This is a genomic window from Kribbella amoyensis, assembly GCF_007828865.1.
Lineage (GTDB): Bacteria > Actinomycetota > Actinomycetes > Propionibacteriales > Kribbellaceae > Kribbella > Kribbella amoyensis.
In genome coordinates this window covers 4,132,470-4,157,439 of record NZ_VIVK01000001.1, presented here as the reverse complement: position 1 = coordinate 4,157,439, position 24,970 = coordinate 4,132,470, and the positions used below count along the sequence as shown (strand labels likewise).

At 70.1% G+C, this 24,970-nt stretch carries 28 protein-coding genes; 9 read left to right on the top strand and 19 right to left on the bottom strand.

Annotated elements, in window-relative coordinates:
- Positions 1-429 precede the first annotated feature (429 nt).
- The 4 genes from FB561_RS19680 to FB561_RS19665 are packed head-to-tail and all read left to right on the top strand — an operon-like array spanning position 430 to position 3,825.
- Positions 430-984 carry a MauE/DoxX family redox-associated membrane protein gene (locus FB561_RS19680; protein WP_170284720.1) on the top strand — a complete coding sequence of 185 codons (555 nt, stop codon included), beginning with the start codon at positions 430-432 and terminating at the stop codon, positions 982-984.
- Positions 985-1,000: 16 nt separating this feature from the next.
- On the top strand, positions 1,001-1,552 hold the full coding sequence (locus FB561_RS19675) for a TlpA family protein disulfide reductase (protein WP_145808697.1): 552 nt from the start codon (positions 1,001-1,003) through the stop codon (positions 1,550-1,552).
- Positions 1,553-1,564: 12 nt separating this feature from the next.
- Positions 1,565-2,029, top strand: a complete 465-nt coding sequence (locus FB561_RS19670) for a S26 family signal peptidase (RefSeq protein ID WP_272952551.1) — start codon at positions 1,565-1,567, stop codon at positions 2,027-2,029.
- Positions 2,026-3,825 (top strand): ABC transporter ATP-binding protein, encoded by a 1,800-nt coding sequence (locus FB561_RS19665; RefSeq protein ID WP_145808694.1) that lies wholly within the window; start codon positions 2,026-2,028, stop codon positions 3,823-3,825. The genes FB561_RS19670 and FB561_RS19665 overlap by 4 nt, the downstream gene beginning before the upstream one ends.
- Here the strand turns inward: FB561_RS19665 and FB561_RS19660 are convergent.
- Both FB561_RS19660 and FB561_RS19655 read right to left on the bottom strand, forming a co-directional pair.
- Entirely contained in the window at positions 3,810-4,259 is a 450-nt protein-coding gene (locus FB561_RS19660) for a DUF6069 family protein (RefSeq protein WP_202880675.1), read from the bottom strand. The genes FB561_RS19665 and FB561_RS19660 overlap by 16 nt on opposite strands.
- Before the next feature lie 42 nt (positions 4,260-4,301).
- Positions 4,302-5,297: an RNA polymerase subunit sigma-70 gene (locus FB561_RS19655; protein ID WP_145808692.1), complete on the bottom strand. Its 996-nt coding sequence runs from the start codon at positions 5,295-5,297 to the stop codon at positions 4,302-4,304.
- A 187-nt stretch (positions 5,298-5,484) separates the two neighbouring features.
- On the opposite strand from FB561_RS19655, the gene FB561_RS19650 reads away from it, so the two are divergent.
- The gene (locus FB561_RS19650; RefSeq protein ID WP_145808690.1) at positions 5,485-5,859 is read left to right on the top strand and encodes an alpha-isopropylmalate synthase regulatory domain-containing protein; all 375 of its coding nucleotides are present in this window, start codon (positions 5,485-5,487) and stop codon (positions 5,857-5,859) included.
- A 7-nt stretch (positions 5,860-5,866) separates the two neighbouring features.
- Here FB561_RS19650 and FB561_RS19645 read toward each other — a convergent pair whose 3' ends face one another.
- From FB561_RS19645 to FB561_RS19625, 5 genes are all read right to left on the bottom strand, one after another.
- Complete coding sequence (locus FB561_RS19645; protein WP_145808688.1) at positions 5,867-6,250, bottom strand: nucleoside kinase; 384 nt, start codon at positions 6,248-6,250, stop codon at positions 5,867-5,869.
- A 5-nt stretch (positions 6,251-6,255) separates the two neighbouring features.
- Positions 6,256-7,287, bottom strand: coding sequence for an alpha/beta fold hydrolase (locus tag FB561_RS19640; RefSeq protein ID WP_145808686.1), 1,032 nt, complete (start codon positions 7,285-7,287; stop codon positions 6,256-6,258).
- A 42-nt stretch (positions 7,288-7,329) separates the two neighbouring features.
- Positions 7,330-8,601, bottom strand: coding sequence for an adenylate/guanylate cyclase domain-containing protein (locus tag FB561_RS19635; RefSeq protein WP_145808684.1), 1,272 nt, complete (start codon positions 8,599-8,601; stop codon positions 7,330-7,332).
- Positions 8,602-8,729: 128 nt separating this feature from the next.
- Positions 8,730-10,721, bottom strand: coding sequence for a hypothetical protein (locus FB561_RS19630; RefSeq protein WP_145808682.1), 1,992 nt, complete (start codon positions 10,719-10,721; stop codon positions 8,730-8,732).
- A gap of 121 nt (positions 10,722-10,842) precedes the next feature.
- Positions 10,843-11,556 carry a hypothetical protein gene (locus FB561_RS19625; RefSeq protein ID WP_145808680.1) on the bottom strand — a complete coding sequence of 238 codons (714 nt, stop codon included), beginning with the start codon at positions 11,554-11,556 and terminating at the stop codon, positions 10,843-10,845.
- 506 nt (positions 11,557-12,062) lie between these two features.
- Between FB561_RS19625 and FB561_RS19620 the strand changes: the two genes are divergently transcribed.
- On the top strand, positions 12,063-12,611 hold the full coding sequence (locus tag FB561_RS19620) for a hypothetical protein (RefSeq protein ID WP_145808678.1): 549 nt from the start codon (positions 12,063-12,065) through the stop codon (positions 12,609-12,611).
- A 17-nt stretch (positions 12,612-12,628) separates the two neighbouring features.
- Here the strand turns inward: FB561_RS19620 and FB561_RS19615 are convergent, their stop codons facing one another.
- The 9 genes from FB561_RS19615 to FB561_RS39015 all read right to left on the bottom strand — a co-directional run bounded on the left by FB561_RS19615 (position 12,629) and on the right by FB561_RS39015 (position 19,349).
- Entirely contained in the window at positions 12,629-15,043 is a 2,415-nt protein-coding gene (locus FB561_RS19615; RefSeq protein ID WP_145808676.1) for an ATP-binding protein, read from the bottom strand.
- Between the two features lie 193 nt (positions 15,044-15,236).
- Complete coding sequence (locus tag FB561_RS19610) at positions 15,237-15,536, bottom strand: hypothetical protein (protein WP_145808674.1); 300 nt, start codon at positions 15,534-15,536, stop codon at positions 15,237-15,239.
- 12 nt (positions 15,537-15,548) lie between these two features.
- Complete coding sequence (locus FB561_RS19605) at positions 15,549-16,736, bottom strand: epoxide hydrolase family protein (protein ID WP_145808672.1); 1,188 nt, start codon at positions 16,734-16,736, stop codon at positions 15,549-15,551.
- The gene (locus FB561_RS19600) at positions 16,733-17,179 is read right to left on the bottom strand and encodes a MarR family winged helix-turn-helix transcriptional regulator (protein WP_238334916.1); all 447 of its coding nucleotides are present in this window, start codon (positions 17,177-17,179) and stop codon (positions 16,733-16,735) included. The genes FB561_RS19605 and FB561_RS19600 overlap by 4 nt, the downstream gene beginning before the upstream one ends.
- Positions 17,180-17,221: 42 nt before the next feature.
- Positions 17,222-17,869, bottom strand: coding sequence for a histidine phosphatase family protein (locus FB561_RS19595; protein ID WP_145808670.1), 648 nt, complete (start codon positions 17,867-17,869; stop codon positions 17,222-17,224).
- Positions 17,866-18,249, bottom strand: a complete 384-nt coding sequence (gene rsfS / locus FB561_RS19590) for a ribosome silencing factor (protein ID WP_145808668.1) — start codon at positions 18,247-18,249, stop codon at positions 17,866-17,868. The genes FB561_RS19595 and rsfS overlap by 4 nt, the downstream gene beginning before the upstream one ends.
- Before the next feature lie 19 nt (positions 18,250-18,268).
- Complete coding sequence (gene nadD, locus FB561_RS19585; RefSeq protein WP_145808666.1) at positions 18,269-18,880, bottom strand: nicotinate-nucleotide adenylyltransferase; 612 nt, start codon at positions 18,878-18,880, stop codon at positions 18,269-18,271.
- A gap of 20 nt (positions 18,881-18,900) precedes the next feature.
- Positions 18,901-19,059, bottom strand: a complete 159-nt coding sequence (locus FB561_RS37945) for a hypothetical protein (protein WP_170284719.1) — start codon at positions 19,057-19,059, stop codon at positions 18,901-18,903.
- A gap of 158 nt (positions 19,060-19,217) precedes the next feature.
- On the bottom strand, positions 19,218-19,349 hold the full coding sequence (locus FB561_RS39015) for a hypothetical protein (RefSeq protein WP_272952549.1): 132 nt from the start codon (positions 19,347-19,349) through the stop codon (positions 19,218-19,220).
- 143 nt (positions 19,350-19,492) lie between these two features.
- On the opposite strand from FB561_RS39015, the gene FB561_RS19580 reads away from it, so the two are divergent.
- The 3 genes from FB561_RS19580 (at position 19,493) to FB561_RS19570 (ending at position 22,018) form a co-directional block, all read left to right on the top strand.
- Positions 19,493-19,942, top strand: coding sequence for an Lrp/AsnC family transcriptional regulator (locus FB561_RS19580; RefSeq protein WP_145808664.1), 450 nt, complete (start codon positions 19,493-19,495; stop codon positions 19,940-19,942).
- Between the two features lie 506 nt (positions 19,943-20,448).
- Positions 20,449-21,285 carry a winged helix-turn-helix transcriptional regulator gene (locus tag FB561_RS19575; protein WP_238334915.1) on the top strand — a complete coding sequence of 279 codons (837 nt, stop codon included), beginning with the start codon at positions 20,449-20,451 and terminating at the stop codon, positions 21,283-21,285.
- 43 nt (positions 21,286-21,328) lie between these two features.
- Positions 21,329-22,018: a 4'-phosphopantetheinyl transferase family protein gene (locus FB561_RS19570; protein WP_145808648.1), complete on the top strand. Its 690-nt coding sequence runs from the start codon at positions 21,329-21,331 to the stop codon at positions 22,016-22,018.
- A gap of 39 nt (positions 22,019-22,057) precedes the next feature.
- On the opposite strand, the gene FB561_RS19565 is transcribed toward FB561_RS19570, so the two are convergent.
- The 3 genes from FB561_RS19565 to proB are packed head-to-tail and all read right to left on the bottom strand — an operon-like array spanning position 22,058 to position 24,967.
- Positions 22,058-23,302: a glutamate-5-semialdehyde dehydrogenase gene (locus tag FB561_RS19565; protein ID WP_145808646.1), complete on the bottom strand. Its 1,245-nt coding sequence runs from the start codon at positions 23,300-23,302 to the stop codon at positions 22,058-22,060.
- A gap of 43 nt (positions 23,303-23,345) precedes the next feature.
- Entirely contained in the window at positions 23,346-23,855 is a 510-nt protein-coding gene (locus FB561_RS19560; RefSeq protein ID WP_145808644.1) for an HXXEE domain-containing protein, read from the bottom strand.
- Positions 23,855-24,967: a glutamate 5-kinase gene (proB, locus tag FB561_RS19555; protein WP_145808642.1), complete on the bottom strand. Its 1,113-nt coding sequence runs from the start codon at positions 24,965-24,967 to the stop codon at positions 23,855-23,857. The genes FB561_RS19560 and proB overlap by 1 nt, the downstream gene beginning before the upstream one ends.
- Positions 24,968-24,970 lie beyond the last annotated feature (3 nt).

Genomic DNA, 24,970 nt, shown 5'->3' with positions numbered 1-24,970 from the left:
CCGGACCCGCGCGGTGCGGGCGGAGTACGGGCAGGGGGGCGATGTCGGGGGCTCGTAGTCTGCGCCAGATCGAGGTGGCCGGAGGGCTTCTCGGGGGCTCGATGATCGGTTCCGCACCCCGACCGTGGAGGTTTCTATGACGAGGTTGTTCCAGAGCATGGGCGACGGCCTGCTCTCCGTGTTCGCACCGAAGATCCAGGCGTCGGCGGCTTGTCCGCCTTGCCGGATCGTCGGCCAGTGTGGTGGCTGCAACGGGAACCGCCGGTACCGCTCCAGGGTTTGCTACTCGGGCCCTGGGTGCCAGCGGGAGACCGTCACCTGCGTCGCCGTCTCCGAGTGCGCGCCGTAAACCCGTAGTGATCGGCGGCGGCGTTCGAGCGAACGCCGCCGCTCCGCAATCCCGGGTGGACATCGTCGATCGAGGTGGGCGTGGAGTATCTGCAGTTCGGCTGTCAGGTCCTGGTGGGCGGCGTGTTCGCCGTGTCCGCCGGCTCCAAGGTGTACTCGCGGGCCGCGTTCGCTGACTTCGCGGCAGCGACGACGCGGCTGACCGGAGCCGGTACGGGCCGAGCGCGACAGCTCGCCGCCGGCACGGTGGCAGCCGAGATCGCAGTCGTGGTCGCCTTGATCGTCCCCGTCCTGGTTCCGTGGGGGTTCGCCGGAGGCATCGGCCTGCTCGCCGTGTTCTCGGCGGCGATCGTGCGTTCCCTGCGTCGTGGGCAACGGGCGCCTTGTCGTTGCTTCGGTGCGTCGAGCTCGCCCCTCGGTACGCAGCATGTGGCCCGCAATGCCGTGCTCGCCGCGATCGGCGCCCTCGGGATCGCCGCGAGCTTGAGCGAGGTTACGTCCTCGCTCGACATCGGACTGGCCTGCGTCGTCGCCTTCGCCGCGTTGCTCGGCGTCGTGCTGACGGCCCGGCTGGACGACCTGATCGGACTGTTCCGAGCGACGACCGCCACGTCCCAGCTCGGCAAGCACCAGTGAAAAGAGGCTGGATCCCGTGACGACGTTTCTCACCGCGCTGGTGATCGTGGTCGGCATTGTCGGCGTACTGAACCTGTTGCTGCTGTTCGGCGTCGTTCGCCGGCTGAAGGAGCACGACCAGGCGATCGCGAACATCCCGTACGGCCCGCTGCAGAGCCCGCCGGCGGATTCGATGCGGGCGCCGGGCTCGGAGGTCGACGAGTTCACCGCGCTGAGTACGGACGGCGTTCCGGTCACCAAGGACTCGCTGACCACGGAGACGCTGGTCGGCTTCTTCTCGGTGTCCTGCGCGCCCTGCGTCGAGGGCGCCCCGAAGTTCGCCGCCCACGCCGCCGGAGTCGGGAAGGACGCCGTGCTCGCGATCGTCATCGCCGACGAGGGCGAGGATCCGGCCGAGTTCGTCCGCGTCCTCGGCGACAGCGCCCGGGTCGTCGTCGAGGGGTACGAGGGACCGGTCACCACCGCGTTCGGCGTGACCGCCTTCCCGACCTACGGCGTGGTCGCGGCCGGACGGATCACCGCGAGCGCGATCGAGTTCACCGCGCTACCGGTACCTACTCCGGCCTGACCGGACCTCGCGGTGCTACGGAGAGTTGTCGCTGGCGTTGGTGCGCTCGCGTTGCTCGTACTGCTGGTGCGGGTGCGACGGCTCGTGGTGGTCGACGTTCGGGGCCCGAGCATGGAACCGGCCTTGTACGACGGCGACCGGGTCCTGGTCCGGCGCGCCCCCCTGACTGCGCTCCGGACCGGTGACCTGGTCGTCGTCGCCCGTCCGCACTCCCCCGAGTTCGCGGCCGCCGGCGCCTGGGTGATCAAGCGCGTCGCCGCGACGGCCGGCGAACGGGTACCACCGGTCATCCGGGACAGCTGGGCCGAGAACGAGATCAACTTCGCCGGTGAGGTCGTGCCGGAGGGCCGGCTGTTGTTGCTCGGGGACAACGCCGCCCGCAGCGGAGACTCCCGGCACTGGGGCTTCACGACAGGGGATGCGGTACTTGGCGTGGTCACCAGATCGCTGCGTCCACAGGCCAGGAGCCGGACTTGAGCCGGCGTACGGGCCGAGGGTTGGCGCCAGCGGCGAAGCTGGCGTTTCGGGAGGCCCCCGCGCAGCTCGCGCTGCTGAGCGCGATCGCGTTGGTCGGCGCCGTACTCCCGGTCGCGATCACCTGGCTGACCAAGCTGGTCATCGATTCGGTGACCGCGGGCACCGCGATCGACGATCTGCTTCCGCTGGCGATCGTCCTTGCCGTACTCGGCGCCCTGACCGCGACGCTGCCGCAGCTCACGCAGTACTTCTCCGCGGAGGCGCAGCGGCGTGTCAGCCGTGCGGCCAGGGACCGGCTGTACCAGGCGGTCAACCGGTTCCCCGGACTCGGCCGGTTCGAGGATCCGCAGTTCCTCAACCAGTTGCGCCTGGCCGAAGCCGCCGACACGGCTCCGGCACAATTGACCGTCGCAACCATTCAGCTGGTCAAGAACGTGATCGCGGCGCTCGGCCTGTTCGGCTCGCTGGTCATCATCAGCCCGCTCATCGCCGGCATCGTGCTGGTCGCCGCACTGCCGACCCTGCTGGCCGAGCTCGCGCTGGCGAGACGCCGCGTCAACACCACCGTCCGGCTGAGCCCGGACGAACGCCGCGAGCTCTTCTACCAGCTGCTGCTGTCCGACGAACGCGCCGGCAAGGAGATCCGGCTGTTCGGTATCGGCGACTTCCTGCGCGGCCGGATGATGCGCACGCTGTCGGGGATCCACGCCGCGCGGCGTACCCTCGACCGCCGCGAGCTGTTCGTCCAGAGCGGGCTCGAACTCTTCGCCGCGGCCGTCGCCGGGGCGGGTCTGGTCTGGGCGATTCTAGAGGCGGGCCGCGGCGAGCTGACCGCGGGCGACATCGCGCTGTTCATCGCCGCGGTCGCCGGGGTGCAGACCGCGGTCGCCGGCATCGTGTCGTTGCTGGCCCAGACGACCGAACAGCTGATGATCTTCGACCGCTACACCGCCGTACTCGGCGCGCCACCCGAGCTGCCCATCGCGGAGCACCCGGTCGGGACGCCGGCACTCCAGCGAGGCATCGTGTTCGAGGACGTCTGGTTCCGCTACGGCGACGACCTGCCCTGGGTACTGCGGGGCGTGACGGTCACCATTCCTTCCGGGCTGGCCGTCGGGCTGGTCGGGAAGAACGGCGCGGGCAAGTCCACCGTCGTCAAACTCCTGTGCCGGATGTACGACCCGACCAAGGGCCGCATCACCTGGGACGGCGTCGACCTGCGCGACCTCGACCCGGCCCAGCTCCGGGCCAGGGTCGGCGCGGTGTTCCAGGACTTCATGTCCTACGACCTCACCGTGACGGAGAACATCGCACTCGGCGACCTCACCGCACTGGAGGATCCGGACCGGATCACCGCGGCCGCGACCCAGGCCGACATCCACGAGGTCGTCGAGAAACTCCCGAGCGGCTACCGCACCCTGCTCAGCCGGATGTTCGCCGACGACGACGGCTCGGACGGGACCGGGGTCGTCCTCTCCGGCGGACAGTGGCAACGACTGGCCCTGGCCCGCGCCTTCCTCCGCGCCGACGCGGACCTGCTGATCCTCGACGAACCGAACGCGGGCCTCGATCCGGAAGCCGAAGCCGAGCTGCACGCCAGGATCAGTACCTTGCGCGCCGGAAGCACGTCGGTCCTGATCTCGCACCGGCTCGGTACTTTGCGTGACGCCGACCTGATCGTGGTCCTGGACGACGGAGCGGTCACGGAGACCGGTACTCACACTTCCTTGCTCAGCACTGGCGGCACCTACGCCCGCCTCTTCACCACACAGGCAAAGGGCTACCAGGGCTCCTGACGGAGGCTCCTCGCAAGGATCGAGATCATCACTGCCGAAGCGACGAGGTGCAGTCCGATGAGCCCAGCGACGGTGGCCGTGGCTGCCCCGGAGAGAAGGGGCGGAACGAACGAGATCGCGGTCAGTGGCACGGTCGTCCACACGAAGCGCTCGGCGGGGCGAGCGCTCCACCGACGAAGCGCGACGGCGATGACGACGCCCATGACCGAGAAGACGCCGGTGACCACGGCGAATCCGCCCAACGGGATCGTTTCGCCACCTTCGGGGACCTCGAAGTCGACCCCGGCTGCTTGTGCGAGCGCAGCGGCGACAGTGGTGGCAACCATCGCGGCGATCGCGGCCAGGAGGCCGGTGACGACGAGCCCGCGCAATCCGTACCTTTGCGCCGATTCCGGGCCTGCGAACAGCCCGCTGCCTTTCCTGTTGCTGTTCATGTCGTTCCTCATTCGCCTCAGCGCGGTGCGTCCGGACCTGGACTACGCCGGCAGGCGCTCGGGCAGGTCGAGCCGCGGGAACTGGTCGGCGTGGAACGTGGTGATCTCGGCGATCGCGCCGCCGGTGATGCGCAGGACGTCGATCGTGAGCGGCAGGTAGGCGCCCTCTCGGTCCTGCCGGTGGTAGACGGCGACGGCGGGCTGCCGGTTCACGGAGGTGAGGACGGCGCGCAGGCCCGTCATCTGCCCGAAGCCGCTCTCGATCCAGTCGTTCACGACTGCCTCGCGGCCGACGTACAGGCCCGGCGTGGGCGGCATCGAGCAGCGGACGTCGTCCCGCAGCAGCGCGGCCAGCCCATCGATGTCCGTGGTCACACTCGCCTCGGTATAGCGGCGTACCAGCTCGCGCGTCCTGGTGTCCTCCTCGCTGCCGGTCCAGTCCTGCCGCTCGGCGGGCAGATGCTCCCGCAGGCCGGCGCGGGCGCGCTGCAACGCGCTGTTCACGGAGTTGACGGAGTCGCCGAGGAGCTCCGCGACGTCCTTGGCCGGCCAGCCGACCACATCCCGCAGGATCAGCACGGCCCGTGGGCGCGGCGCGAGATGCTGGACCGCGACCAGGTACGCCAGCTCGATTGTCTCCCGCGCGACAGCGACGGTCTCCGGCTCGTCCGCGTCGTCCGCTCGCAGTTCGTCGAGCAGCCGGTCCGGGTAGGGCTGCAGCCACGGGACCTCACCCCCGGTGGCGGGCTCCGGGCGGCGCGCGGCGAGCAGGTCCAGGCAGGCGTTGGTGGCGATCCGGTACAGCCAGGCCCGGAACGTCGACCGCCCCTCGAACGTCTCCCGCCGCCGCCAGGCCCGGAGGAACGTCTCCTGCACAGTGTCCTCGGCGTCCTGGAACGATCCGAGCATCCGGTAGCAGTGCACGTGCAGCTCCCGGCGGTGCCGCTCCGCCAACGCCGTGAACGCCGGCTCGTCGACCATGCCGAGGTCCCTCCCACCGCTCACGCCCAGCTCCTTCAGCAGTGTGTCCGTACTCATCACCCGTCATCCTTCCGTCTCGTCGTGTCTCGTCGGAGGTATGACGGCCGCGGGCTCGACAACTCATCACTCGGCGATGTGTGGCCCGTTCGCAGGTCGCCGGTTAGGCTCCGGCTGAGGGGTGCCGGGCGCAGGATGCTGCCGGGGAAGGACCGGCCCTGGCTCGGCAGGACATCAGGGGGATCGCATGACGGAGCTGTCCACCAGTTGGCAGGTCGACGCCATCACGTACTCCGGGGGCACGCAGGACGGACCGCGCGCCAACGTCAAGCTCTCGCGAGCTGGGGAACAGGTCCACGCCGAGGGCTCGGGGACCGGCCTCATCGACGCGGTGTGCCACTCGATCTCGCAAGCGACGGGCGTGCAGGCGCGGGTGGTCGGGTTCCGCGCGTACTCGGTCGGCCCGGGCAGCGAGGCGGTCGGAGAGGTCGAGCTCGAGGTGGAACTGCCAGGCCGCAGGGTCGCGGTCCGGGCATCGTCCGCGGACGTCGTCGAGGCCGCCGGCCTGGCCCTGGTCGCAGCCCTCAACCAGTACACCGCGAAGCGACCGGCCCGAGGCTGAACTGACCCTAAGCCTCAGCAGATCTGAGGACAGCGTCGACGACTTCCTCGAGCGGGCGGTCCGTGTCGATCACGATGCCCCGGGTGTCCACGTCCAGCACGATGACCTGGTCGAAGAGGTCCAGGAACTGGTGGAAGTTCCTGGATCCGCCGCAGAAGAAGGCGATCTCCTCTTCGTTGCTCGCGGCAATCTCCCGGACCCGGTCCACGTCCCAGATGTGCTGCTCGTGCCGCCCGGGCCCGTCGATCCGCTCCCCCGTTGCGGGGTCGCCCTGGTACGCGAGTTCGTTGTCACCGTCAACGGCTTGGTACCCGCGCCGGCGGAGTTCGCGGCAGACCGAGCTCTTACCTGTCCCTGAACCGCCTTCGACCAGGTAGTTGCGCTTCGCCATGGTCCCTACAGAGACTCGTCGTCGGTGAGGTAGCCGAGGCCGTCGCAGCTGGGGCACGGGCCGAAGGAGCTACCCATCCCGCTGCCCATGTTGGTGGTCTTGACCAGCCCCGGAAGGCGGGCGGCACCACGGCATTCGGGGCATCGACGGCGCGGACCCTGTCCCGAAGCGGCCGACTCCACGGCACTGAGGAGCGAGTCGAGGAACGAGTTCACGAGCTCGCGGAAAGCAGCGGGATCGTCGATCCACGGAGTGTGGCCGGCGTTCGGCTGGACGACCACCTGGGCGTCGGGGAACAACGCGGCGTACTCCGCCAGGACCCGCGGAGTCGGCGCAGGATCCAGCTCGCCACCGATCAGCAGCACCGGCGCCGCCAGCTCGGCAAGGGCAGCTCGCGTGATCGCGGGATCCCCGAAGGACCCCGGGCTACGGAATCCGATCCGCGCGGCCGGGGCGATCTGCTCGACCCAGCGTTCTTCGGCGGCGCGGGCCTCCTCGGTCCACGGGCCGTAGAACAGCGGAGCCGCCTGGAGCCGGTCGGCGAGCTCGGTGGATCCGTCGTCCAGACGCATCAACGCGGCGAACGCCTCCTCGTACCAGGGCTCGCCGGACCGCCGTCGTACCGCCTCCAGCCACTCCTCGTCGGTGAAGTCCAGGCCGACCGCGTCGAATCCCGGAGCCACCAGTACGGCGCTTCCGACTCGGTCCGGGTACCGAGCCGCGTACAGGCTCAGCAGGTTGCCCGCGGCCGAATGCGCGAGCAGGTCGAGGTGGTCGAGTCCGAGGTGCCGCCGCAACGCCTCGACGTCGTCGACCAGCCGCTCACACCGGTACGTGTCCGGGTCGTCGGGCACCGCCGACTCCCCCGAACCACGGCTGTCCAGCAGGACCAGCCGACGATCCGCCGACAACCCACCGAGGTCGCCCAGGTACTCCGAGGCGCGTGCGGGTCCGCCTGGCAGGCAGACGAGGATCGCGCCCTCGCCTCGCACGTGGTACGCCAGCTCGGTCCCGTCGTACGAACGAAAGGTCGGCATGTCCCGGGACGCTAACAGGCCGCCTGGTCGATCGGCTCGCGATTATCCGGTCGCGCCGTCGAGCAGGTACGTCTCCATCGGGCCCTTCCCCTTGACCTCGATCGTGCCGCGCCGGCGGACGGTGAACTCCGGGCCGAGCGCGATCGCCGCGCGGTGTGTGAGCTGGATCTGGCCGGGCGGACCGTGCGACTCCATCCGGCTGGCCGTGTTGACCGTGTCGCCCCAGAGGTCGTAGATGAACTTGCGGCGCCCGATCACGCCGGCCACCACCGGACCGGTGTCGATGCCGATCCGGACCGCGAGCCAGTCGCACCCCGGCTGGGCCGCGATCCGGGCGATCTCGGCGCGCATCGCGAGCGCGGTCCGGGCAACAGCGGCGAGGTGGTCGGGCCGGGGCACGGGCAGGCCGCCAACCACCATGTACGCGTCGCCGATCGTCTTGATCTTCTCGACGCCCGCGGCGTCGGCGAGCCGGTCGAAGGCGGTGAAGACCTGGTCCAGCAGCTCCACCACCTGTTCGGCCGCCATCGCCGCCGAGTGCGCGGTGAACCCGACGATGTCGGCGAACAGCACGCTCACCGCCTCGTGGCGTTCCGCGATCACCCCCGGCCGGGTCTTGAGTCGTTGGGCGATCGGCTCCGGCAGGACGTTGAGCAGGAGGCGCTCGGACCGTTCCCGCTCGGCCTGCAGCTCCCGGTGAGCCCGGTCGCGCTGCTCCACGAAGTACGCGAGCATCACGTACGCGCACACCGTGACGCTCGCGATGTTGAGCACCAGGAACGTGACCACGAACCCCGTCGACAGCGCGGCCGGAGAGCGCGCCAGGCGGGCGTCGGGCAGGGCGAGCAGCACCAGGACGGCGAGCAGGGCGCCCAGCCACGGCAAGGATCGACGCACCCCGAGCAGTGCCAGCGCCGCCAGCGGCATGACGGCCGCCCACAGGATCATCCCGCTGGAGGCCACGAATCCACCGAGCGAGATCTGCAGCAGGGCCGGCAAGACCAGGAACGCCGCGAGCTGCGTACTGCGGAAGACGCCGAACCGCTTGGTCCGGGCCAGGACGACCAGACCGACGACCGTGATCACCTGGTACGCGCCGGGAATCGCGGCCGAGACCGGGTCGCCGTACGCGAAGTAGGTGGTGACCCAGATCGTGGAGAGCACGGTGATCAGGACCGACAGGAAGACAAGCGTGCCCCGCCGGAGCCGCTCGTCGTGCGAGTCCTCCGGCCGAGCCCCGATCTCGGCCAGCCGCTCCAGCCCGCGGACCGCCCACGCCCGCGGGCCCCGGACGGCCACCCCCGACCCACCCACCGCTCGATCGTAAGCGGCCGGCGCCGCGATCGCCCCGGGATGCTCGACCGGACGAGCTCGGCCAGCCCTTCAGTCGAGCCGGCCGAGCTCCGCGTGCTGGCGTCCGGTCCCGGCGACAGCTAACGCTGTCAGTACCCCGCAACGCCTGAAGGCTGGCCGATCGCGGTGACGAAATCCTCGAGAACGGTCCGCAGGGTGCGAAGGTAGGCCGTGTTCTTCTCCGCTGCCGCGAGTGGTTGCTTCACGTGACCGGTCAGAACCAGGTTGTGACTAGCGACGACCATCCACTGGTCCTGCCACGAGAATGGTCCGCCGCAGCCTCGGGCGGAGGCATTCGAGGGCGAGTCGCAGCCTCGATGCCTCAGCTCCTCCAGGATTCGCGGCGTCGGCACCTCCTCGTACTGGCGGAGAAGGCCATGGCCCGGCCACTCGAAGACCGACTCGATACCGAAGGCGCCCTGCCCGTCGAGCCCGAAGGTCGAGGGCCGGCTGGAGGTGGCCGACGGGTCGGTGGCCGGAACGGCGAACCGGCCTTCGAAAGCTGCCAGCTGGCGCCTCGCCCGATCGGCCGCGTACCGGGCTTCCTGGTCGGACCGATAGGCCGTCGTGGAAAGCGTGATGAAGTCACGCGGTTCGGCGACGGCGTTGAACTGCCAGGTGGTTCCGCCGGCCGGACTCGCGAACTCGCATCCGCTCCGGGGGTCAGGACAGGCGGCCGCGCCGTCGAACAAGCGATAGCCGTTCGGCAGGTGACTCTTCGCGACGGTCTCGACCGCATCGCGCACCTGCTGCTTGGAGTACCCCGGCGCGCGGGTGTTGAGGTCCCCCGGTGACAACTGCTCCGACCACGACTTGATCGGTCGATAGGCCACGTTCAGCTCACCACTCGGGCCGTCGATAAGGCCGGCGACGAAGTTCAGCTCCGCCGACAGCCCCACCTTCGCCCCGAAGTCGGCCGCTGCGCTGACCGTCACGGGCCCACCCTTGGGCCGCGTGCGGGTGATGGTCTCGGTCCCCTCGAAGGTCACCTCCAGCCCGACGTCGAGGTCGGCGATCGACTTCCCGGTCGTGATCCCGATCCACACTCCGGCCGCGGCCTTGAGCTTGCCCTCAGCAACCAGAACGGTGTCGAAGGTCCAGTCCAGGGGTTGTGACACCACCTCGTACTCCGGCTTCGTCGCGCGGTCGGACCGCCAGTGGAACCGACCGTCGAAGACTCCGGATCCGGTCCAGGAGCCTGACACCGCGCCACGCACGGTCGGTGCGGCAGAGAGAATTCCCTTGATCTGGCACGACACCGGGAGTGTCAGCTTGAGAATCTTGATCACCAGGCCGGCTCCGCAGAGGTGCTTCAGCTGGCCGATCCCGCTCTTCAACGGCACCTCGACCCGGCCCTTCTCGTCCGTGATCTCGGCCGCGACCTCATAGCCCCACTGCTCGTCGTAGGACAACTTGGGATGGATCAGGACGTCGAGGTAGTCACCGTCCGATCGCCATCGCACCTCACTGTCCTGGAGGTCGACGGCCAGCCTGCCCTTGCGATGGACCCGGGCCTCGACCGGTCCGAGCGGAACGGTCCCGGCGAACTCGCCATCCAGACCATGCTCGACCGGTGCCCCGGAGAACGTGAGGCGACCATCCGGAAGAGCCTCCAGCAACCGAGCGGGTGCGGTTCGCACCACCACGGTGCCGGCGTTGACGGTGATCCCGACGACCTTGACACACAGCCCACCAGGGGTCTTCGGACCGTGGCCGGCCAGGATCGTGTCGCCCAGGCGTAGCCGGTCGGAGTACGGGCCGCGGGAGATCACCACCTGGTTCGCGGCCACGGCAACGATCCGGGGACGGGTGGCCGCGTCGTCGATGATCTTGGTCGTGTCCGGGACAGTCACCAGATAGGACGCATCCACGACCAGCGTGCGACCGGGCTCGACCACCACGGTGCGGGGCTCCTCGATCCCGTGACGACTCGAGGCGGAGACCCGGACCGGCAGCACCGTCACGGTGTAGCGGCCGGGGTTCACGTCCAGCTCACGGGATCCCGCCAGATCCCAGTGATCGCCGGCGCCCTCGACGCGGACCTTGGCGGCCGCTCCGTTCGGTAGGCCGTTCACCGTCACCTGCAACCTGCCTTTGCCTGCTGAGACAGGCGGGTCGGCAGCAGGAGGCGACGACGTACAGGCGGCGAGGGCGCCGGCGACTAGCGCCAAGCAGGTGGGCAGGAATGCGGCACGTTTCACGTCAGGGCTCTCTCGGGTCCATGTACTGCGCAGACTCCGACAGGATCCGGACCGACGTGACGTAACCGGCGAACTCGCGCCCGGAGTAGCTCGAGCCGAGAAGATCCGCACGGACGTCGACGACGATCTTCCAACCGCCTGAGTAGACGATCCCCCCGACCCCCGAGCGAACCTGCCGCTCTACCGCAGCAGGCCAGCCCGCAGGCCCGCGAAGGAGCGGCCAAACGGCACGGAGGCCGGTCAGCAGCGTTGTGCCCGACGCCCCGGGATCCGTCCGATGGCGGGCGGAGAACCTCAGGTCGTCGATCCCCGGCCCGTCGTCGGCGAAGGTCACCGCGACCCGCTGGCCGGGGGCGATCTCGGCCTGGCTGCAGTCGAGTGTCGCCCGGATGCCGATCCGGCCCAGGGAGGACGGCTCGGGCGACTGATCGGCCTCGTCGAAGTCACAGTCCCACCGGCCTGCCTGCCGCAAGGCCTGAAGCAACTGTTCCTTGGTCTGTTCCAGGCGCGACGAAGGTGGACGGATCAGGCCTGGCAGTCCCTTGATGGTGAGCGCCAGTGCGTCGTCGTACCCCTTGCGCTCGAGTTGGTGAGTCTTGCCCCAGCCGATCGTGGTCCCGTCGGCGGCGAGGACAGCCGCGTCTTCCGGGCCGACCACCTGCGGAGCGACAGCGCCAACCACTTCCGCATCCGGATCCTCGTCGGAGAAGACCACCTGGACCACCGTGCCGTCCGCTGCGGCAACGAATCTCACCGAGTTCGTCCGCCAGCTCTGATAGGAGAAGCCGCCGGTGTCGTCGTGGGCGGTGCTCCGGGTGCCGTGCGTACACACCCGGAAGAGGAAATCGTCGCTGTCGAAGTCGGAGCAGTTGTAGCCCCGGTCACGCAGGACCGTCGTCGCCCGGTCGACTTGGCCGGGGTTCGATGCCCAGGCGCGGACGGACGCGCTGCTGGTCGCCTCTGAGGCGGACGGCTCGTCGGTACTGCCACCGCAGTTGGCCAGCGGCAGAACTGTGACCCCGAGCGCGGCAGCCGCCGTGACCAATCTCCTGTGCCTTGTCATGGCACGACTCTCGCGAACCGCGCGGGGGATGACCCGGCGTTCAGTCAAAGTTGGTCATGCGGGCCTGACTCGCGTTGACTCGGAGTCGGGCGGCGTGGCGAAGGGATCGGCAGGATCGGGGTATGCGACTTCGATGGTGGCACGGGAAGGACAAGGCGATGTCGAGAGCGAGGCGAGCCATCGCACTGACAGGGCTGGTCGTCGGCATGCTGGCGACCAGCACTGGCAATGCCGCGGCTGTGGACCTGCTGGAGCAAGGCAACCCGGCCGGCCCGCTGGTGGCCACCAGCTCACCTGTGATCAAGATCGAATGCGGTACCGCGCTGACATCCCCGGACGGCCGCCGGCTGGTCAGATGCGGTCAGATCCTCGGCGATCAGGGGCGAGTGGGCACCCTCGATCAGGCGACCGGGACTTACACCTGGGCGAGTTGGTACCCGCTGTACGAGAGTCAGGCCCCTGGTCGATGGGGTCCGGTGCCGGCGACGGACGGCGTGAGCGGCCGCTTCCTCGGCAACCCACGACTCGCCATCGGCGCGGCGGGGACGACCTTCGGGGCGCAGTACAAGCAGGACGCGGAAGGTCGTTGGTACGGGCGCTGGGGTTCGTACGACCACGCCACCGGACTCTTCCATCCGACCGGTGACTGGTTGCGCAGTTCTTGCCCCGCAGGGGGTACCTGCCCGACCTGGCACCTCGAGCCCTGACGGATCGGGACTGCCGATCAGTCAGTTCCGTCGAGCAACGTCGCCAGCTCGACCGCCTCGGGGGTGCCGAGCTCGGTGTACAGGCGAATCGCTTCCTTCAGTTCGGCCTCGCCGTTCCCGGCTCCGGCGGCCAGCAGGCATCTTCCGATGCCCTCATGTGCTCGGGCCTGCTGATACCGGTTACCGATGGTGAGAGCCAGCTCCAACGCCTCCCGATGCCGGCCGATCGCTTCGTCGCCGCGACCCAGCAGCCGCAGGTCGGTCGCCACGTCATTGACCTCTTCCGGCTCGCTCTCGCTGTAGCCGATCTCGCGCGCGATCGCCCGGGCGAGTTCGTGATGGTGCAGCGCCTCGGCAAACTGTCCCCGGCTGCGGTACAGGCCGCCGAGGTTTCCGAGTGCGACGCCCTCGCCGAGCCGGTCGCCGAGTTCACGAGCCAGGAGCAGGTGGTGCTCGCCGTGGCGCTGGGCCTCATCGTACCGTTCGAGCCGCTGGTAGAGATGACAGAGGTTGCCACTCGCGATCGCCTCGTTGGACCTGTTCCCGGCCTTCCGGTGGGTCGCCACCGCACACTCGAGTTGCTCCGCGGCCCGCACATGGTCGCCGATCTGGGCATAGGCGACGCCGAGATTGCCATGTGCGCGTCCGGCGCCCACCGGATCACCGTGTTCGGCGTAGCGGGCGAGCGCCTCCAGGTAGCGCTCGATGGCCTCCGAGTACCGGCCCAGCCGGAACAGCGTGGCGCCCAGATTCACCAGCACCCGGGATTTTTCGGTGCCATCGGCAACGACGCTGGCATGGCCGTGCAACTGGAGGGCATCCCGATGGCGCGCCGCCTCGTCGAGGTAGCCGAACAAGGTCGCCGACAAGTCGACCGCGGGGTGCGGCGAGCCAGTCGCGCCTGGCTGAAGGGCGACCGCAACCATCGACGGGTACTCGCCGTCGAGCCACGCCTTCGCGTCGGCTCGGTCGGCGAACGACGGCAGATCGCGCCCACCGTCCGGCACCCGCGGCCGGCCGGCTTGGCTCTGAGGTGAGTACACGTCCATCGCCACGACGGCCGCGGACCGGTAGTACTTGGTCAACCGGTCGATCGCACTGCGGCGCTCCCCCGGTGACTCACTCGTCCGCGCCTGTTCCGCTGCGAACACGCGCACCAGGTCGTGCATCGAGTAGCGGTCCGTCCCAACAGCCTCCAGCATGCTCCGGCTCACGAGCGCGGTGAGGAGTGGTCCGAGAGGATCGCGAAGACGGCCGGTGAGGGCTGCCGCCGCGTACCCGTCGAACTCGCGGCCAGGATGCAGCGCGATGAGGCGCAGCAAGCGGCGCATCTCCGCGGGCAACTGTTCGTACGACGAACGGAAGGCCAGCTCGACCCCGTCGGCCAGCCGGCCGCGCTCGCGATCCTCGAGCAACCAGTCGAGGTGGTCGGTCAGCGTGTAGTTGCTCTGGGCACCGATCCGCCCGGAGATCAGCGCGAGCGCCAGCGGGAGCCGGCCACCGAGATCGGCGATCCGCGCCGCGGTCCGTGGTGCGGCGTCGACCGCCTCCGGGCCGAGGCGTGAGCGGAGCAGTTCCACGGAGTCAGCCGGACTCAAGGCACCGAGGACGATGCGCTTCGCTCCCGCCAGGTCGAGAACGTCCCGGCTGGTGACCAGCACTGCACAGTCCACGCCGGCCGGGATGAGCGGCCTCACCTGCTCGGCGCCGGCCGCGTTGTCGAGCAGTATGGTCGCCGACTGTCCGGCCAGCAGCGCGGCGAACCGCTCCCGGCGCGCAACCAGACCGAGTCGGCCGATCTCGTGACCGGCGACGCCGAGGGCCCGAAGGAATCCGTCCAGGACGGCGGCCGGATCCGCCGGCGGGTAGTCGAGGTCGTATCCCCTGAGGTTCACCGCGAGGTCCACCCGGCCGCGACCGGCGCGCCGATGCGCCGCGCGCACTGCCAGCGTGGTCTTCCCCATCCCCGGCATACCGCAGATCACGCTGACGGCCGGCCCGGGGGTCGCGGTCCGCAGGCCGGCGAGCAGTTCGGTCAGCTCGGCCTCACGACCTATGACGCCCTTCGGGTCCGCGGGCAGCCGCCGATCGACCTGGACCACGGTCGTTTCGTCGGCACGACCCGCGATCACCTGGCAGGCCTGCCGCCACTCGTGACCGCCCGCCTCGTCGCCGACCACGACGCGGGCGAGGTCCACGACCAGATCCACGTCGATCCTGGCCCGGCGGCGTCCCCCCGGCCGGACGCAGCGACGGACGGTCTCGAAGGCGGGCACCTCCGGCACCCCTCGCTCTTCACGATCACGGAGGACCCGGCGGTGAGCCTCGCGGATCGTGATGCCTGCCCACGCCAGCAGCTCGCTCAGGCGGGCCGACAGTTCGTCGTACGACCGAGCACCGATCGGGCTGGGCGGTCTGCCGTTGGACTCCATCGCCCCCACCCGCTCTGGGTGACGCCTGTCGCGTCACACGTTCGAGAAGGCTATCGAGCGGACCGGGTCGCGTGCCCACGGGGCGAGGCGGAGGCCCAGCGGAGATCCGCCGTCCACTCCGCCCGGATCTTTCGACGGGATGAAGCGGCCGCACGGGAACATCAGCCGGCGCCGGGACCTTTGACGCCGCCGATCAGCCGAGGAACTCGACCGCGAAAAGCTCGGTCCGGGCGATCACTCGGTCCCGCTCGTCGGTCAGCGCAAGACGCCGCGGGTCCTGGAGGAATCCGTCCAGGGCCGCCTGGTCCCGGAAGCGGAAGAGCTGCACCTCGTGCGCCTGACCGTCGGCGCCGGTCGAGCGGGCCCGGCTCACGACCGCGCCACCGTGCTCCGGTACCAGGGCCAGCACCTTGTCCTCGTACGCCGTCAGGCCGGCCTCCTCGCCGTCACGGGCCCACAGCAGGCAGCAGAGCTGGATCTCGTCGTTCGGCATGGGCGGAAGGTATCAGCGGCGATCGCGGAAAGTACGGCGGAGGTCTTCGGTCCACTCCTGCGGGATCTCCCACGGGATGAAGTGGCCGCCGTTGGCATGCGCGGTCAGGTTCACGTGGTTGTACCAGCCGGCGCGGTCGGTCGAGAGGAAGTGCTCGACCCGGTCCGCGGTGGTGACGCCCGGTGGGTTCTCATGGGCGACGAACGTGATCCCGGTGGGCGCCTCGATCTGCGGGATCCGGTCGTGCGACGGGGTCCACGGGTAGCGGTTGTTGTTCGCGTACGTGCGGATCGAGGAACCGATCGTGTTGGTGACCCAGTAGATCGTGGCGAACGTGAGCAGCTCGTCCTGGCTGAACACGGTCTCCTCCGCCTTCCACGAGAGCCAGCGCCGCAGGACCCACGCCAGCATCCCGGCGGGCGAGTCGGCCAGCCCGTACGCGAGGGTGCTCGAGTCGAGGACGTGGGCCGCGAGATGCACCGCGAACCGCCGATCCAGCTCGACCACCCGCGCGTGCACCTCGGGCGCGAGGCCCTCGGGAATCGGCCGGCCCCCGCTGAAGTCCCAGGCCCGGTCACCGGTGAAGAGGTCGAGCTTGAGCCCCGAACCGATGTGGATGCCGTAGAGCTCCCCGGCGTACTTGTGGCCGAGCTGCCCGGTGACCAGCGCGCCCACGTCGCACCCGGCGGCGGCGTACCGCGGGTGGCCGAGGGTCTCGGTCATCAGGGTGTGCCAGAGGTCGGCCACCTTCCAGTAGTTCATCTCGCGCGGTACCGGCGTCGAGAACCCGAAGCCGGGGAACGACGGCACGATCACGTCGAACGCGTCCGCCGGATCACCGCCGTACGCGCCCGGGTCGGCCAGCGGGTCGATCACCTTCGCCCAGTGCCAGAAGGTCCACGGCCACCCGTGCGTCAGGATCAACGGGATCGGGGCCGGGCCGACGCCGGGGCGCCGCAGGAAGTGGATCGGTACGCCGTCCACCTCGACGCGGTAGTGGTCGTACGCGTTGATCGCCGACTCCGCCTGGCGCCAGTCGTACCCGGTACCCCAGTACTCGACGAGCTCGCGGAGCAGGGTGAGGTCCACCCCGTAGTACGGGTCGTCGTAGCCCTCGCCGGCGGGCCAGCGGGTCAGGGCGAGCCGTTGCCGGAGGTCGGCGAGCACCTCGTCGGGGACGTGGATCGGTTCGGGCTTCATGCCTGGCCCCCTTCGCGGTGGAGCTGGACCAGGCGGGCGAGCGCGGGCAGGGCGACGGCGATCGCCGCGCGTTCGGCCGGGGTGAGGTGGTCGGCGAGCTCGGTGAGGCGCGCGTTGCGCTCCGCCTGGCGACCCTGGGTGATCGCGGTCCCGGCCGGGGTGATGTGGACGAGCGTCGCCCGCCCGTCGGACGGATCCGGGTGCCGCTCGACCAGACCGTCCCGCTCGAGCTTGGTCACCAACTGGGTGATCGCGGGCTGGGTGACCTGCTCGGTGGCGGTCAGCTCGCTCAGCCGCTTGGGGCCGTCGTGGGTGAGCGTGTGAAGCACCGACAACGTGGTGAAGCTGAGCCGTTGCAGGGCGGGCAGCCGGATGTTCATCCGGGTGAACTCGCCCAGCACGGACGTCAGCTCGGGAATGCTCAACTCGGGAGGCGTCGACACCTGCCGAAGTAGATCACATACTTATCTAAATTGCTAATGCATTTACCGTTGCGGGTCGTCGCTCATCACCGGCTCGGGCAGCGAACCCGCGTTCCACTCCTCGATCCGCCAGCGACCACCGCGGCCTGGCAGCAGCGAGACCCAGTTGCAGTTGGACAGACCGCCGAACGCGGGCCAGTACTCCTGCGGAATCCCGAGGAACCGGCAGATCCCGACCCGGGCGGCCAGGCCGTGGGTAGCCACGACGACGGTGTCCGACGGCTCACCGTGCTCGACCACGCGGGCCAGCGCCGGCGCGAACCGCTCCGCGACCTCCTCGACGGTCTCGCCGGCCGTCCCCCGCCGCTGCGACTCGCCGGACCGGATCCGGGCCGCGGCCTCGGGGTTGGCGTCGGCCAGCTCGGCCATCGTCAGCCCGGCCCAGTCGTCGACGTCGATCTCGCGCAACGCTTCGTCGTACTCGATCTTGAGCCCGGTCAGCGCGGCCAGCTCGCCCGCGGTCGACGCCGCGCGGCGCAGATCGCTGGAGAACAGCCGGGTCGGCGCCAGCGACGCCAGCCGGGCCGCCGCGACCCGGGCCTGCTCGACCCCGACCTCGTCGAGCGGGATGTCGGCCTGACCCTGGATCTTGTCCTGCAGGTTCCACTCCGTCCGGCCGTGCCGCCAGACGATCAACCGGCCTGCCGTCATTCGGCCGTGGAGCCGGGGACCGGCGACGGGAGCGGGATCACCGGGCAGTCGCGCCAGAGCCGCTCGAGCGCGTAGAAGCTGCGCTCCTCGTCGTGCTGGACGTGGATCACGACCTCGAGGTAGTCGAGCAGCACCCAGCGGCCCTCGCGGGCGCCTTCCCGGCGGACCGGCTTGGCGTCGAAGTCGACCCGGAGCTTCTCCTCGACCGCGTCGACGATCGCGCGGACCTGCCGGTCGTTCGAGGCGGACGCGACCAGGAACGCGTCGGTGATGGCGAGTTGTTCGGAGACGTCGAACGCGAGCACGTTCTCCGCCTTCTTGTCGTGGGCCGCCTCTGCTGCCGCGGTGAGCAGCTCGACGGCGCGTTCGGAGGCTGGCATCTGTTCCTTCTCGTACCTTCTAGTGGTTGGTGTAGAGATCGCGCTTGGCGATGTACTGGACGATCCCGTCCGGGACCAGGTACCACGTCGGGTGGCCCTTCGCGACCCGCTGCCGGCACTCGGTCGACGAGATCGCCAGCGCGGGCACCTCGAGCAGCGTGATCCGGTCCATCGGCAGCCGGTCCAGCGGCAGCTCGGCCGCCTCGGTCCCCGGCCGGGTACAGCCGACGAAGCGGGCCAGCTTGAACATCTCGTCGACGTCGCGCCAGGTCAGGATCTGCGCGAGCGCGTCGGCCCCGGTGATGAAGAACAGCTCGGCCCCGGGGTACAGCTGGGACAGGTCGCGCAGCGTGTCGATCGTGTACGTCGGGCCCGGGCGGTCGATGTCGACCCGGCTGACCGAGAAGCGCGGATTGGAGGCGGTCGCGATGACCGTCATCAGGTACCGGTCCTCGGCCGGGGACACGTCCCGGTCCGACTTCTGCCAGGGCTGGCCGGTCGGGACGAAGATGACCTCGTCCAGGTCGAAGTACGACTGCACCTCGCTGGCCGCGACCAGGTGGCCGTGGTGGATCGGGTCGAAGGTGCCACCCATCACGCCGAGGCGCCGGACCCGCTCCGGGGAGTTCACGTCTGCCCGCTGTCGGCCGCTCAGCTGTGCGGCCGGCCCTTGCCCATGATCAGGGTGACGGCCAGCAGACCGGCCAGCACGACCAGGGTGAACCCGCCGTACCACCACGGGGAGATGTGCGCGGCCTCACCGGCGGCCTCTTCGAGCGGAGCCAGCTGCGGCAGGAGTTCGGAAACCATGGGGCGAAGCCTATCTCCTGTCCCGGCAAGCGAGCGCGACCGGTGGGCCTGGACGGCCTGCCGGTCGCGCGGAGCCTGGCGGCTGGTCGATCAGCGGCCGGACCGCTGCACGGTGCGCGGCCGCTGGGAGTGGGGCTGGGAGTGAATCGGTGGACGGATCAGTGGCGGCGGGTGGTGCGGGTGAGCAGCCGGCGCCAGACCGAGGGGGACGCGGCGACACCGCGGTGCTGCAGAGCGGCGACACGGCGCATCTCGTCGATGTGGGCACGGGCGACTTCGGGGGTGATCATGATTCCTTCACAGAGTTGGTTCCAAGACTCGGGGCGGCGACCCCGAACGCTTGAAATTGTACGCTGGAGACCGGGCGTACACAACGAATTAAAGGCAGATTCGATGATCTCCCTACGAATCTGCGGCGAACGGGAGGATTCACATGGACGCGATCGATCGGCAACTGGTCGAGGCACTGCGCGCGAACGGCCGGTCCAGCTGGGCCGAGCTGGGCCGGGTGGTCGGGTTGTCCGGCCCGAGCGTCCAGGAAAGGGTCAAGCGACTGGAGGAACGCGGCGTACTCCTCGGCTACCGCGCCGTGGTCGCGCCCGATCACGTCGGCCTCGGGACCAGCGCCCTGATCGGTCTCTTCCAGCGCGACGACGTGGAGACCGACGACATCGTCGACCAGGTCCGCGAGATCCCCGCCGTCGAGGACTGCTGGTTCGTAGCCGGCGACCAGGAGCTGGTGGTCAAGGTCCGCGTCCCGGATGTGATAGCGCTGGAGGCCGTGGTCGGCTCACTGCGCCGCGTCAACGGCGTAGTCAGAACCCGAACGACGGTAGTCCTCTCCACCCGCTGGGAAGGCCGCCCAGCCCCCCTCCCCGACTGATGCGTTGTTTGCCGAGTGACGGGTTGTTGGGCCGATGGCGTGTTGCAGCGCGCCATCCATCAAACAACCCGCCACCGACCAACCGGCAGCACCGGCTGAGCCGACCTTCAACCCGAGCTGCCCGCACCCCGGCCAACAGCATCTGCACCCGGCCGCCACCTCGCACCGCCTGCTCCCCGCCTGCCCGCATCCTGACCGGGCAACCTCCGCAGCTGCCGGGCGTGCTCGCTGGCGCGTTGTTGTGCGAGTGACGCGTAGTTTGGCGGGTGGCGTGTTGCAGCGCGCTATCCATCAAACAACCCGCCATCGGCCGGCCGCCAGTGCCACCGTGCTCGCCGTCCGTGCCCGTGCTGGCGGGAGTCGTAGCTCGGGTGGGGGTGTTGCGTTGGTTGGTCGGGGCCGGGTGATGGTGGTGGGGGTGGCGGTTAGCGTGGGGGTTCGGTTTCTGGTGGTTGGGAGGGTGGCTGGTGCGGCGGAGTAGTTTTGCTCCGGAGGCGGATTGTGCGGTGGCTCAGGCGCTGGCGGTGGTCGGGGACGGGTGGGAACTGCTGATCGTCCGGGATCTGGCGCGGGGGCTGGATCGGTTCGATCTGCTGGCGGATTCTCTGCGGATCTCCCGGAAGGTCCTCACGGAGCGGCTGACCGGATTGCTCGACAACGGGATCGCCGAGCGGACTCCGTACCAGGTGCGGCCGACTCGGTACGCGTATCGGCTGACCGCTCGGGGCCGGGCGTTGCTGCCGGTGTTGGTGGCTTTGCAGGACTGGGGTGATCGGTGGTTGCTGGACGACGGCGAGCTCACCGGGACGAACACCGAGGACGAGCTCCCGGCCCAGCGTCTGCACGAGCTGGTGGGGCACCGCATCCCCACGGATCTGTTGCTCCCGGCTACCAACGGCGAACAGGTGGACGTGGTGTCCGGCGAGGCGAGGGCGACCGTGCTCTTCGGCTATCCGGCGACCGGCCGACCGGCTCCGCTGCCGGACGACTGGAAGGACATCGCCGGCGCGCACGGGTGCACGTTGGAGAACCGGTTGTTCGCCGAGCGGTCCAGCGAGTTCGCCGCCGCCGGGATCGCCGTACACGGGGTGAGTACGCAGCGACCGGACGAGCAGAGCGCCTTCGCGGAGCTGGAGAAGATCCCCCACGTCCTGCTCTCCGACGTCGAGCTCGGACTCACGGCCGCACTCCGCCTCCCGACCTTCCGCGCCGGCGGCATCGAACGCCTCAAACGCTTCGTCCTCGTCGCCGCGCCCGATCGCACCGTCCAGGCCGTCCGGTACCCCGTGACCGACCTGGCCGACGCGGTCGACTGGGCCGCCCGGACCGCAACCGCCTCATGACCTCTCCCAACCGACCACGCACGCCTTGCAGGGGTGAGGCATCGTGAGTGCCGTCGAGGTTTGGTGGGCCCGCCTGGACGACAGTCGCCCGGCGTTGGCCGACGACCTGGACGCGGTCGAGCGGGAACGCCTGAACGCCTACGCGCGGGACGAGGACAAGGCGCGGTTCCTCCTCGGTGTGGCGATCGTGCGCCGGGTCCTCGGAGTACACCTGCTCCTTCCCCCGGCCGCGGTCCAGCTCGATCGCACCTGCCCGGACTGCGGGCGGCCGCACGGCAAGGTGCACGCGGACGGGATGCAGGTCTCCGTGTCGCACTCCGGGGACCTGATCGGGGTCGCGTTCCACCCGAGTACGCCGGTCGGACTCGACGTCGAACTCGTCGACCCCAAGCTCGACCCCGACGCCCTCGCCACCATCACCCTGGCCGACAGCGAGGCCGCCCACCTCACCCGGTACGCCGAAACCGATCGGGCGCGCGCGTTCACCCAGTACTGGACGCGCAAGGAGGCGCTGGTGAAGGCGACCGGGGACGGGATCCGCGCCGACTTCCGCAAGATCGTCGTCACGCCGCCCGATCAACCGGCCGCGGTCCTCGACTGGCCGGCTCACACCGGTCCGGTCCAGCTCGCCGATCTCGCGGTGGACGCCAAGCACGTCGCCTCACTCGCGGCGCTCACCTCGGCCGCGCTCACCGTCCACTCCATCGACGCCGCCCCGTTGCTGACCAGGTGACGACACTGACCCGGTGACGACGCCGGCCCCGGTAGGACGTCAGGTCCGGATCTGGCCCTCGCCGGTGACGACGTACTTGGTGCTGGTCATCTCCGGCAGCCCCATCGGGCCACGGGCGTGCAACTTCTGGGTGGAGATGCCGATCTCGGCGCCGAAGCCGAACTCGCCCCCGTCGGTGAACCGCGTGCTCGCATTCACCACGACCGCCGCCGAGTCGACGGCCTGGACGAACCGCCGGGCGGTGGACTGGGACCGGGTGATGATCGCGTCCGTGTGGGCCGAGCTGTACTTGCGGATGTGGTCGATCGCGGCGTCCAGCGAGTCGACGACGGCCGCGGACAGGTCGAGCGAGTTGTACTCCCGGCCGTAGTCCTCGTCGGTCGCGGCGACCACCCCATTGCCCTGAGCAACAACCGCGGGATCGCCGTGGACGGTCACGCCCGCGGAAGCCAACGCCGGCAGGGCTTTCGCGAGGAACTCGTCGGCGACCTCGGCGTGCACCAGCAGCGACTCGGCCGCGTTGCAGACACTCGGGCGCTGGGTCTTCGAGTTGAGCAGGATCGTCAGCGCGAGGTCGAGATCGGCGTCCGCGTCGACGTACACGTGGCAGTTGCCAACCCCGGTCTCGATCACCGGCACGGTCGACTCGGTCACCACGGTCTGGATCAGGCCCGCGCCACCGCGAGGGATCAGCACGTCGACCAGCCCACGCGCCTGCATGAGCTCCTTCACCGCGGCCCGGTCCCCCGGAACGCCCTGGATCACGTCCGCGGGCAGCCCGGCCTCGACCACGGCGTCGCGCAGGACGGCGACGATCGCCTCGTTCGACGAAGCGGCCGAGGCGGAACCACGCAGGAGCACCGCGTTCCCGGACTTCAGGGCGATGCCGGCCGCGTCGGCCGTCACGTTCGGCCGGGCCTCGTAGATGATGCCGACCACGCCGAACGGCACCCGGACCTGGCGCAGCTCCAGGCCGTTCGCCAGGGTGTAGCCGCGGACCACCTCGCCGACCGGGTCCACCAGGCCGGCCAGCTGCTCCAGGCCCGCCGCCATCCCGTCCACCCGGGCCGGGTCGAGGGCGAGCCGGTCCACCGTCGACTCCGGGGTCCCGGCTTCGCGCGCGGCGGCCACGTCCTTCGCGTTCGCCGTGACGATCGCGTCGGTGTGGGCACGCAGCGCCGCCGCCATGGCACGCAGGGCGGTGTCCTTGGTCGCGCGGGACGCCGCGGCCAAGGCGTACGACGCCTCCCGCGCCCGCCGGCACAGTTCGATGATCTCGCTCACGCCTTCATCGTATTGCGATCGGCCCGTCCGCCGCGCAGCCGTCTCAGCGCCTGTGGACAACCTTCCGCCGCAGCAGCCGAGGCAGCCGGGCGACCAGATGCGACAACGGCACCACCGCGGCCAGCGCCAGGTTGAGCCGCACATCGGACGGCGCCTGCGGTACGCCGCTCAGTCGCAGCCGGCGCCAAGCCCACAAGGAGTACGGGATGACCACGAGCGGCGTCGTCACCAGCCCGGGCGTGTACCCGCGGTGCAGCGCGGACTGCGCGAGGTGCGTGCCCGCGTGGAGGCCGAATCCGGTCAGCGACGCCTGGAAGAACTTGCTCCGCCCGCCCGTCGCCGCGCCCGCGGCCGAGGCGGCGGCCATCGCCACACCGGTCAGGCCGACCGCGGTCGCTGCTTCAGCCCGTGACATCGGCAGGATCTTGCCGATCGGCGCCGGGAGATCGGCGGCCGCCCGCTGGGACCAGCCGGGCATCGTCGCGAGTTCCTCGAGGTCGTGGACGATCCACGCCGCGAGCAGCCCCCACGCGACCTTCTGCACGGCGTCCATCAGAGCAGGACGAGGTCGTCGCGGTGCACCACTTCCCGCTCGTACGCCGCGCCGAGTTCACGCGCGAGATCCCGGGTCGACCGGCCGAGCAGATCGGGCAGCTCGGTGGCGTCGTAGTTCACCAGCCCGCGCGCGACGACGACGCCGGCGGGCGAGACCAGGTCCACCGGATCTCCCGCCGAGAACGTCCCCTCGACCGAACTGATCCCGGCCGGCAACAACGACGTACGCCGCTCCGTCACCGCCCGGACCGCGCCCTCGTCGAGCTGCAGCCGGCCCTGACCCGAGGTGGCATGCGCGAGCCACAGCAACCGCGTCTTCCGACGACGCCCGGTCGGGTGGAACAGCGTGCCCACCTTGTCCCCGCGCAGCGCCTCGCCGACGTGGGCCGCCGACGTGAGCACCACCGGAATCCCTGCCTCCGTGGCGATCGCGGCCGCCTCCACCTTCGTCTGCATCCCGCCGGTACCGACGCCGGAGGACCCGGACCGGCCGATCTTCAGCGGCTCCAGGTCCGCGGGACCACGAACGTCGGTGAGCATCGTCGTCCCCGGGCGGCGCGGATCCCCGTCGTACAGGCCCTCCACGTCGGAGAGCAGGACCAGCAGGTCGGTGTGCACCAGGTGGCTGGTCAGGGCGGCGAGGCGGTCGTTGTCGCCGAACCGGATCTCCGTGGTCGCGACGGTGTCGTTCTCGTTGACGATCGGGACCACACCGAGCTCGAGCAGCCGGGCGAACGTCCGGTACGCGTTCCGGTAGTGGCTGCGCCGGGTCACGTCGTCCACGGTCAGCAGCACCTGGCCGACCTTGAGCCCGTGAGCCGCGAAGGCGTCGCTGTACCGGGCCATCAGCAGGCCCTGGCCGACGGACGCGGCCGCCTGCTGGGTGGCGAGGTCGCGTGGCCGGGAGCGCAGACCCATCGGGGCCAGGCCGGCCGCGATCGCGCCGGAGGAGACCAGCACGACCTCGGTCCCGCCGACCCGCCGGGCCGCGAGGGCGTCGACGAGCAACCGGAGGCGCTCGAGGTCGATCCGGCCGCGCTGGGTGAGCGACGAGGAGCCGACCTTCACCACGATGCGGGTGGCCTCGACGACCTCCGCGCGTTGCTTCATGCG

Excerpts from the sequence above, each read along its gene's own strand:
- FB561_RS19660 (WP_202880675.1), bottom strand. The coding sequence starts at position 4,259 with ATGAACAGCAACAGGAAAGGCAGCGGGCTGTTCGCAGGCCCGGAATCG.
- FB561_RS19645 (WP_145808688.1), bottom strand. The coding sequence starts at position 6,250 with ATGGCGAAGCGCAACTACCTGGTCGAAGGCGGTTCAGGGACAGGTAAG.
- FB561_RS19560 (WP_145808644.1), bottom strand. The coding sequence starts at position 23,855 with ATGGACGCCGTGCAGAAGGTCGCGTGGGGGCTGCTCGCGGCGTGGATC.
- FB561_RS19605 (WP_145808672.1), bottom strand. The coding sequence starts at position 16,736 with ATGAAGCCCGAACCGATCCACGTCCCCGACGAGGTGCTCGCCGACCTC.
- rsfS (WP_145808668.1), bottom strand. The coding sequence starts at position 18,249 with ATGCCAGCCTCCGAACGCGCCGTCGAGCTGCTCACCGCGGCAGCAGAG.
- FB561_RS19650 (WP_145808690.1), top strand. The coding sequence starts at position 5,485 with ATGACGGAGCTGTCCACCAGTTGGCAGGTCGACGCCATCACGTACTCC.
- FB561_RS19640 (WP_145808686.1), bottom strand. The coding sequence starts at position 7,287 with ATGCCGACCTTTCGTTCGTACGACGGGACCGAGCTGGCGTACCACGTG.
- FB561_RS39015 (WP_272952549.1), bottom strand. The coding sequence starts at position 19,349 with ATGATCACCCCCGAAGTCGCCCGTGCCCACATCGACGAGATGCGCCGT.
- FB561_RS19580 (WP_145808664.1), top strand. The coding sequence starts at position 19,493 with ATGGACGCGATCGATCGGCAACTGGTCGAGGCACTGCGCGCGAACGGC.
- FB561_RS19655 (WP_145808692.1), bottom strand. The coding sequence starts at position 5,297 with ATGAGTACGGACACACTGCTGAAGGAGCTGGGCGTGAGCGGTGGGAGG.
- FB561_RS19610 (WP_145808674.1), bottom strand. The coding sequence starts at position 15,536 with ATGCCGAACGACGAGATCCAGCTCTGCTGCCTGCTGTGGGCCCGTGAC.
- FB561_RS19595 (WP_145808670.1), bottom strand. The coding sequence starts at position 17,869 with ATGACGGCAGGCCGGTTGATCGTCTGGCGGCACGGCCGGACGGAGTGG.
- FB561_RS37945 (WP_170284719.1), bottom strand. The coding sequence starts at position 19,059 with ATGGTTTCCGAACTCCTGCCGCAGCTGGCTCCGCTCGAAGAGGCCGCC.
- proB (WP_145808642.1), bottom strand. The coding sequence starts at position 24,967 with ATGAAGCAACGCGCGGAGGTCGTCGAGGCCACCCGCATCGTGGTGAAG.
- FB561_RS19615 (WP_145808676.1), bottom strand. The coding sequence starts at position 15,043 with ATGGAGTCCAACGGCAGACCGCCCAGCCCGATCGGTGCTCGGTCGTAC.
- FB561_RS19620 (WP_145808678.1), top strand. The coding sequence starts at position 12,063 with ATGTCGAGAGCGAGGCGAGCCATCGCACTGACAGGGCTGGTCGTCGGC.